Genomic DNA, 7,928 nt, shown 5'->3' with positions numbered 1-7,928 from the left:
TTACTCTCCAATGCTTCTGCTACAGCTTCTTTGATGATTTCCTCTAGTGTACGTGATTGAAGTTCTTCTGGTTCTGAGCAATCAGTGCATGATGGATCACCACAGCCTTGTGGTAAGCTTTCACGATACTCAGTCAGCCGGTCAAGACGATCTGCAAGCTGCTGTGCATCAAAGTAGAATGGAGTTCCTTTAATAACATCTTCTATTTCATCATCCGAAAGGAAGCCAGTATACACACTCTCATACAGATTACGAAGCTGTTTGCGGGAGAAGTTAGCGTGTTCTAGGATATCTGTGTCCTTACCTCCAATTTTGTATGAACTTGTATGTGCCATAAGACTAGACGTTTCATCCAGTACCCACTCCTTGCAAGAAAGTGCAAAGACGCTGGCAGCCGAAGCAGCCGATGGCCCAATGATAGCTACAGTGTGTGCGGCGGTTGATCGCAACGCTCGATTGAAGAGCATGGCAGTATCTAGATAACCACCATCTGAGCAAATGTCCAGAACAATTGTGTCGTTCTCTGAGGATGAGTTAATCAAATCCAGCTCATCGGCCCAATCCATAGGCTCTCCAATATCCTCCCACACTTTAATAATGTGGGTATGGAATGATTGAGTCTGTACATCTGTGGAAATACGGCTCTGTTTTGGTAGTAGCATTAAATTATCGTGATTCATATGATTTCTCCTCAGTCTTAGTAAATCCATAGTATTTAAGTTCGGCTTCTTCTCGTACCCTTACTGCCTCTTCAAAAGATTCAAAATCCCCTAAAATTATGTGATCAAGGTCTTTTGTAATCTTTGCTCTATACTTACCCTCCCTTGTCACGTGTACTCCACACCGACCAGTTTTATTCCTCTCACTTAACTTCTGATCGTAGCCTTGAAGGCTTCTGTCCGCCCACTCACAATTTTCTTTACTGTACTCCTTTGCACCTCGTATTCTATTTATAGAAAACCCTTTTTCTTGTGGAGGGTCACCCATGTCCTCGTAGAAGTTCTCAAAAGAACCCCCTTTGACAGGGTTCCACCTATCACAAACGCAAACATCTTCATAATTTTTCAAGCTGTTGTTACATCTATACAGCAGTCCACTCCATGACACATAAGAAGGTGTGTCACTAAGTCCATGTGTTCTTGTGGACTCGGCAAGTAACTCCCTCTGGAGGCAACCACATGATTTAGAGTTACCCTTCAAAAGGTTACCCCTCTCCACAGTTGCCCTAGTCCCACAAGAACACACTACATCGACTTTATAAGAACCATTCTTAGCCTTATATTTTGACTCCGCTACCACTTTCCACCTACCGAAAACCATCCCAACCAATTCCCGTTTTTCTCGTAAAGAAGGTTTTACACAACCACAACTAGAGTGTTCATGCAGTGATCGTACAGATACTATATAAAGCTTCCCACATGAGCACTCCACGTTCACTCTTTTTCTGGGTGTTTCCTTCTTGCCTATAAGTGTAGGCTCGGCAACTGAGAGGACAGTAACCTCCCCAAAACGTTTACCTATAATATCTGCAGATTTCTCCAAAATATTCCCTCACTCATGATAAAACATTTTAACAAGGGCTTTGGTCAACTTACTCCGCCGTCCGCTATCCTCAAATGTGAAGTTTACGAAACCAATGTTATTCACCAACTGATCTATATCCTCTTTATCAAGATACTCTGGTGGATTCTTAGTTATGTTTTCCAACATCTCGTTTAGATAGCTCAGACCAGTAACCTTCCGAATATCCTTCTGGCGTTCATCGCCCGTTAAGCAAAGTTGGGCGCCATCACCAATGCGTGTAGTCAACATTTGCATCAGGTCAGTATCAAAACCTTGACTCTCTTCACACAAAACAAAACACCCGTCTTCAAAAGAGTAGCCACGCATCCATTCGACACTCTTGAACTCCACCACATTCTTTTCTAACATATAGGCAAGCTGTGTTTTACCAAGGAACTTTTTAAGGTGCTCAAGGATACTGGTGAAAATTACAGCCAATTTCTCTTTTTCAGTCCCCGGAACAGCTCCGATGGTTCGCCCACAAGACTCATAAGGTCGTACAAGATATAGCTTATCAATCTGCTTTGACTTCAGCAAGTTCGCAGCGTGCCATGCAGCAAGAATACTTTTACCACCACCTGCTGGCCCTTGCAAGCATACGATTTTGCGACCCTCCTCCAGATACCGAGCACCAAGAATCTGGGCATCACCGATAGGCTGGAATGGCATTGAGTTATTATCTTTCTCGTTGTCGAATTTATGATTCACAGTAGGTTTTCCCGCCTTATTTTTACGAACTCGTTTGCGGGGTACTTCAACTTCCCCACCATCAACAGCAACTACAAATGAACGGCTGGCAGCACCCATAATATGTCCCTCTTTCTAGTTTATAAAATTAAACACCCTTTACACTTTGTAATACTGCTTCAGCAGCTTCAAGGGAAGTCTTAGCCTTCTTTACTGCGTCTTCAGCATCTAACTCTTGTTTAGATTTCTCTACGGATTGTAGTGTAACAGCATATTCATACTGATAACCTAGATATTGCTCCTTGTGATAATCCCGTGATCCTGATACGGGGCGGCTGTCAATTTGCACAGTCTGGAACTCCTGCTCAACACCGTTTATACTGACAGTGGATTTGCCACCTAACTCTCCCATAGCACGACAGATTGCAGGTGCCATTTCACCATCGCACTTACTAAACTTCAAAATCATTTCCATACTACAGCTTCCCCTGTTCTAGTAGTTCCCTGAAAGCTAGGTAAACTTTTGGAGTCATACCAAACCTACCTAAGTTAGTTGTAGTCGACACATCACCAATGCTCTCCGTGAAGGATACACTGTTAGTATCAGAATCATACACCCATTCAATAGATACGTCACCAACAAACTCTTTAATTGAATAACCTCTCAAATCACACCTCCTCAAAAATCCTAACCAGTGAACTCTCCATCACCTTACGCTGACGGTTGAAGCAATCATATTTCTTACCCAATTCCTTAACTACTTCCCACTCTAGGTTTGAAAGCTCCTCCTTAGTATAAGCATCAGATGGTCTTACAACACATGATACTAGTTTAGCACCCATTAGGTTATAGTGCAAGCTTTCTACATCAATAATAGCATTATTTAATACATGATCCTGTACTTTCTTCCAGAACTCCATACGATCATACTCTTCAATCATTTGCTTGCCAACAGGAACACTAGGAATTTCATATTCACATTGATAAAGCATTACAGAGAAGTAGTTCCCTTCAATCACTGTACCTTCATTTGTATTCTGTAGACGATAACCTTGTTTCACTGCTTCAATAAATCGTAGCAGGAAAATGTTAGGATTACTTTCAAAGATTTCTAGTTGCATTTACCTCTCCTTAAACTTTCTTACGCGAATTACGTTTTGGTTTTGTTGGGGCTGAAACCGCAGGTTTCTCCCTTTCAATTACAATATCCTCTTTCTCAACAGGCTTGTCAACAATTACTTTAGTAGTGGTGTTATCACCATTCCACTCAAGCAAACCATTCATAACATCAAACAAGTGATCTGTTTCATCACCAGAAAGCTTATTCAGCTTCTCCTTATAATCTACAGCTTCACCTTCTTGAAGCTCAGCTAGGAAATAGCCATATTGATAGTTGATTTGTACAGGCTTATTAAACCCTTTAGTTGAAGCTTGCTTTAGTGCAATTACAAAGTCTTTAAATGTTTTAGTTGCAATGTTCATTATTACTCCTTAGCCAGTAACAACATTTTTAATTTCAAGATGATATCCAGTTGTCCGACCAAGATTCTTCAAGGCATCTAGAAACTCTTTAACTGTAGGATAGTCTGTGGGATCTTTACCGTAAGTAGCGTACTCACAAGTGCATATACTTGGCATATTTGGAGCTGTATATTCAACCCACGCAATCACTGTCTTCATTTATTTACTCCTCATAAGATTATAAAGTTACTTTCAAATTGAATTTCTACCCCAAGACCACCTAAATCTTCTCCATACACAAACACATAGAAAATCTCAGCAGGTTTATTGGATGTAGAGAACTTATTAGCTGGACTAAAATACAGAGTACCGGACTCATTCTCTTTAAGAAAATCTGCCACAACCTCATTTAGATGGGCTTTAAACAAGCCCTTTGTTTCTTTGATCGTAAGAACAATGTCGTTGTAGCTGTTCACACCAGTGACCGTAATCGGATAATGCTTGGTTTCAACTGTCCCTGTACCAAGCTCAATACAGGTTGTGTCAAGGTATTTAACCTCTACTCTTTCAAGGATTTCTGGTGACAGCCAATCTCCAATGTTTTCTTTTACTGTATGATCCTGAATCATCATCACTTCTCTCCTGTTAGTCGGTAGCCTGCTGTATACAGATCATCACACACTTCTCGTTGGATATCAACCTCAGCTGGGATCATCTTGACTCTGGTAAAACCGTACATCTCATCGGTAATTTTCTCTCGTTCTTCTAGTGCAAGTTGTTCTGGTGTTTTGATTGGGCGGAATTTTAGGTAACAAGTGGCTACTGAATATTCCTCTAATTCATCAGGGTCATCCTCAAAAACATACACAAATACACAAGTCGTCTTGGTAATATATTTAATCCTGGCTTTACCCCACAAATCACTACATGTGAGACGTACTTCACAAACAGTACCAACTGGTGGATGAGTCTCCCCACCCCATGACTCAGGACGTTTGATAAGATAATCAGTGTTGATGTCTGACAGCACCACCCTTGATTTTACCCAACCGTTATCATAAACCCATACATCACCTTCCAAGACTTTGTACCATCCATCTAATAGAAATAGTCCCGGCCAGAAATGTGTAGTACCATCAGGAGCTTCACTCCAATCAATATCTTTCATATCTACTCCTCCTGTAAAATTAACTCATTCGTGTAAAGTGAATGCTTTTTCAATTCCCGTACATATTTCTTGTTCTCCTTCTCTAAAGCTTCTTTCTCAAGGAGAGTCACTTTCAACAACCAATACAGTGTATTCTCATATGATTGTGAATGCAAGTCATTTCTTAGCACTACTGACTGAATTGTCCCTGATTTACCTTTAGGGTCTAGGAGTTTTAGTTTCTGTATATTAGCTGGGGTCATTTAGCTTCTCCTTGTATTTTCTACAACCTTCGTACAGAACCCACATTGATTGTATTGTCATTGGGTGGTAAATACAATATTTTTCTGACATACCTATAACATCTGCTGCCCAATTCACCCATTGGTAAGGTACAGACCCGTAGAACGTTTCATTTAGAATAGCATCTATCACAATATCAGACGGTTGTACAGATTCACATAAAACAACTTCTATTGGCGCTTTCTTATTCCAAGACTTGAATATGTTTATCATTTCTTAAAGCACCACATAAGGTGACTAAATGTTACCACTAACACCCACAAACAGCTACATAAAACAAGCGCTAGCATCGTAGTGGTAGGGTGGTCAAGGTAGCACTCTTTAATCGCTTTTTCACGGCTATAAAGCCTATAGAAACCTACTCCACAGGTGACGTATAAGACAGCTAGTAGGGTGTATAGTGTGATCATTTCATTTCCTCCATTGCTTTTAGTAGACAAGGTTTGCAAATACGTGCTGTGGAAGATTCATAATCAGGTTCTTCACCAAGCTGTATCACTTTCAATACACTCTCATTACATTCATTACAATATGTGTTAGTCCAAGAAGTATTTCCAATTGCTTCATCAACATCTTTATAATTTGGGTGACAACCCAATGCTACAAGCTTGTAGTAAATGACTTCCTTATCATTTCCATACTGCCACTCCCAGTTGCGGAAGTACGTCTGCTTCCATTCTGAAGCTGCATTAGCAGCCCGACCTTCTCTAGTAATCACTTTCATTTCAATCCCTCCCAATATTTCTCAACAGGTACACCCTGAATGTAATATTTCATAGCGTCCTTAGTTTCTACTACAGTCATGTCGCGGTCAAGCTTTTCTTTCAAATAATTGATGAAGCCGACCCAAGATGTGTTTGGATAAATTGGTTCTATCAATTCCAAAGTCCCCCAAGCAGCTCTCCAAGCCTATTCCACTCCTTGCTATATTCCACCTTACCCGTGTAATCTTCAGAAGCTTCATCAAACACTTTTGCAATATTACTAATCTCCTGCCTCTCGACCTCACCAAGGCATGCACAGTTTATGTCTTTCCCGTCATAACATGCTAAACGAATTGCTATCAATTTTAAGATAACTTTATCCATATTCCAAGATTCACTGTATGCCACCCCTGTTTCTTTCCAGTGTTGGATGTCTTTCTCCCATCTGTCATCCTCAGGAGTAACGAATCCCATATAACCTTTATGATTTTTGAAGTCTTCCATCTTCCCTCTCCTCATTAGTTAATTACAAGACCTATGTTAACTCATTTTCTGAGGGAATGCAAGGTCTGTTGTGAATTATTTTATGTGGCTCTTGGGATACAAGAGGTGTTGACAAGGTGTGGATGTGGGTGTAGTATAGGTGGCATGTGTATATTTACCGTTTGTTTCCCATATAGGGAGCTAGGGATTTATACTAATATTGGAGTTGGGAATTTACCCTCAACACCTAGTGGCACTAAGGCTACAGACAGATTTGTATGTCTATTTTACCTTATATGATAGGAGAGGGATATGGGATGTAGGGTGGTACGTGGATAAGGTTAAGAATACTAAGCTACTAACCTATGATATAAAGGTTAGGAAGGTGGTGAGTAATAAGGTTCGTTGGTACAGCTTCACAGATACTGAATCTGTTGGCTGTATCATCTACAACCTTCTAGCTTGCATTAGGAAAGGCTCTGTCCTCCTTTATAGCAGAAACAAGAATTATACGTCTGGTGTCTCAAAGAAAGGAATGACTCCGTACAGGATAATAAAAGCTGTTGACTTCCTAGAGAAAGAGGGTTATATTATAAACCACAAAGGTAAGGCCAGCATGGTTGTGGAAAACAGACGAATGAGCTGGGTTGAGCCTACCGATAGATTCTTGTCTGAGTGGCAGGTTAGTGAAATCTATATGCAAGCAGAATTGGATTATTTAGATCAATGTGAGGTGATTGAATTGCGGGATACAAACAAGAACACGATTCCATATCGAAATTCAGAGCACATCAGTAGGATGGCAGAGGTTGTTCGTAGCCTTAATAAAATGAATGAAGTCTGTGTAGTGAAAGACGGGAATGATAAATTGCTCTCCAACATCTATTGCCGAATCTTCAATGAATCGTTTGATTATGGTGGTAGGTTTTACCGTGCAGATGTACTGGCTATTAAGAATAAAGATGATAATGCACGCCTAGATATTACAATGGATGGGTCTTCTGTTTGTGAAGTGGATTATTCAAACCTACACTTCCGTATAGCAGCAGCCCTTGAGGACTTGGATAGTGAGGACATCCCTCTTGATGTGTATTCAGGCATTCTAGATGATGAAACAAATAAGGTGGACCGTGGCATTGTGAAGCTAGCGGTGAACATGATGTTTAATTGCTATAATGATGAGAAGGCGCAAGGAGCCATCCAAAAAGAAATCAATCTACTACCAAAAGAAGAAAAGAGTAAGTATACCCTTGGCAATGCAAAGTCTGTAATGGCCCTGATCTACCGCGCATACCCAACATTCAGCCACCTATTCTGTGAAGAATCTAGTTTTGGTCGTATTTTGCAGAACGCAGACAGCCACTTAGCCAGTGACATCTTAGAAGTAATGCTTGAGAATGGTATTCCTTGCCTACCTGTTCATGATAGCTTTGTGGTGAAGATGGAGCATATGGATTTGTTGTGTGATACTATGGGGGACTGTTTCAGGAAGCGTTTTGAAACCAATGGCGTTGTCCCTGTTGGCGTTAAATGGAAAATTAATGGTCTTGTAAATGAGGAGAAGATTTGTGTATGAAGA

14 protein-coding genes are annotated in these 7,928 nt (G+C 40.6%); 1 reads left to right on the top strand and 13 read right to left on the bottom strand.

Going from position 1 to position 7,928, the window contains the following annotated elements; genetic code table 11:
* The 13 genes from ABYK33_RS11680 to ABYK33_RS11620 form a co-directional block, all read right to left on the bottom strand.
* Positions 1-680 (bottom strand): ATP-dependent Clp protease proteolytic subunit (locus ABYK33_RS11680; RefSeq protein ID WP_373033406.1); only part of this gene is annotated, 680 nt, incomplete at its 3' end.
* Positions 667-1,542, bottom strand: a complete 876-nt coding sequence (locus ABYK33_RS11675) for a hypothetical protein (RefSeq protein WP_373033404.1) — start codon at positions 1,540-1,542, stop codon at positions 667-669. The genes ABYK33_RS11680 and ABYK33_RS11675, both read right to left, overlap by 14 nt.
* A 9-nt stretch (positions 1,543-1,551) precedes the next feature.
* Entirely contained in the window at positions 1,552-2,370 is an 819-nt protein-coding gene (locus tag ABYK33_RS11670; protein ID WP_373033402.1) for a PhoH family protein, read from the bottom strand.
* Positions 2,371-2,398: 28 nt separating this feature from the next.
* Entirely contained in the window at positions 2,399-2,725 is a 327-nt protein-coding gene (locus ABYK33_RS11665; RefSeq protein ID WP_373033401.1) for a hypothetical protein, read from the bottom strand.
* 194 nt (positions 2,726-2,919) lie between these two features.
* On the bottom strand, positions 2,920-3,372 hold the full coding sequence (locus ABYK33_RS11660; protein ID WP_373033400.1) for a hypothetical protein: 453 nt from the start codon (positions 3,370-3,372) through the stop codon (positions 2,920-2,922).
* A 10-nt stretch (positions 3,373-3,382) separates the two neighbouring features.
* Positions 3,383-3,733 carry a hypothetical protein gene (locus tag ABYK33_RS11655; protein WP_373033399.1) on the bottom strand — a complete coding sequence of 117 codons (351 nt, stop codon included), beginning with the start codon at positions 3,731-3,733 and terminating at the stop codon, positions 3,383-3,385.
* A 9-nt stretch (positions 3,734-3,742) separates the two neighbouring features.
* Positions 3,743-3,931, bottom strand: coding sequence for a hypothetical protein (locus ABYK33_RS11650; RefSeq protein ID WP_373033398.1), 189 nt, complete (start codon positions 3,929-3,931; stop codon positions 3,743-3,745).
* A gap of 11 nt (positions 3,932-3,942) precedes the next feature.
* Positions 3,943-4,347: a hypothetical protein gene (locus tag ABYK33_RS11645; protein WP_373033397.1), complete on the bottom strand. Its 405-nt coding sequence runs from the start codon at positions 4,345-4,347 to the stop codon at positions 3,943-3,945.
* A complete protein-coding gene (locus tag ABYK33_RS11640) occupies positions 4,344-4,880 on the bottom strand; it encodes a hypothetical protein (RefSeq protein WP_373033396.1) in 537 nt (178 codons plus the stop codon). The genes ABYK33_RS11645 and ABYK33_RS11640 overlap by 4 nt, the downstream gene beginning before the upstream one ends.
* Before the next feature lie 2 nt (positions 4,881-4,882).
* On the bottom strand, positions 4,883-5,122 hold the full coding sequence (locus ABYK33_RS11635) for a hypothetical protein (RefSeq protein WP_373033395.1): 240 nt from the start codon (positions 5,120-5,122) through the stop codon (positions 4,883-4,885).
* Positions 5,109-5,375 carry a hypothetical protein gene (locus ABYK33_RS11630; protein WP_373033394.1) on the bottom strand — a complete coding sequence of 89 codons (267 nt, stop codon included), beginning with the start codon at positions 5,373-5,375 and terminating at the stop codon, positions 5,109-5,111. Before ABYK33_RS11630 ends, ABYK33_RS11635 begins: the two co-directional genes overlap by 14 nt.
* 193 nt (positions 5,376-5,568) lie before the next feature.
* Positions 5,569-5,886, bottom strand: a complete 318-nt coding sequence (locus ABYK33_RS11625) for a hypothetical protein (protein ID WP_373033393.1) — start codon at positions 5,884-5,886, stop codon at positions 5,569-5,571.
* Positions 5,887-6,037: 151 nt separating this feature from the next.
* Positions 6,038-6,370: a hypothetical protein gene (locus ABYK33_RS11620; RefSeq protein ID WP_373033392.1), complete on the bottom strand. Its 333-nt coding sequence runs from the start codon at positions 6,368-6,370 to the stop codon at positions 6,038-6,040.
* 310 nt (positions 6,371-6,680) lie between these two features.
* On the opposite strand from ABYK33_RS11620, the gene ABYK33_RS11615 reads away from it, so the two are divergent.
* On the top strand, positions 6,681-7,925 hold the full coding sequence (locus tag ABYK33_RS11615; RefSeq protein WP_373033391.1) for a hypothetical protein: 1,245 nt from the start codon (positions 6,681-6,683) through the stop codon (positions 7,923-7,925).
* The last annotated feature ends 3 nt before the right edge of the window (positions 7,926-7,928 follow it).

The organism is Sulfurovum sp. (assembly GCF_041562805.1).
In the GTDB taxonomy this organism is placed as follows: Bacteria; Campylobacterota; Campylobacteria; order Campylobacterales; family Sulfurovaceae; genus Sulfurovum.
This window is presented reverse-complemented; position numbering and strand designations above follow the sequence as displayed.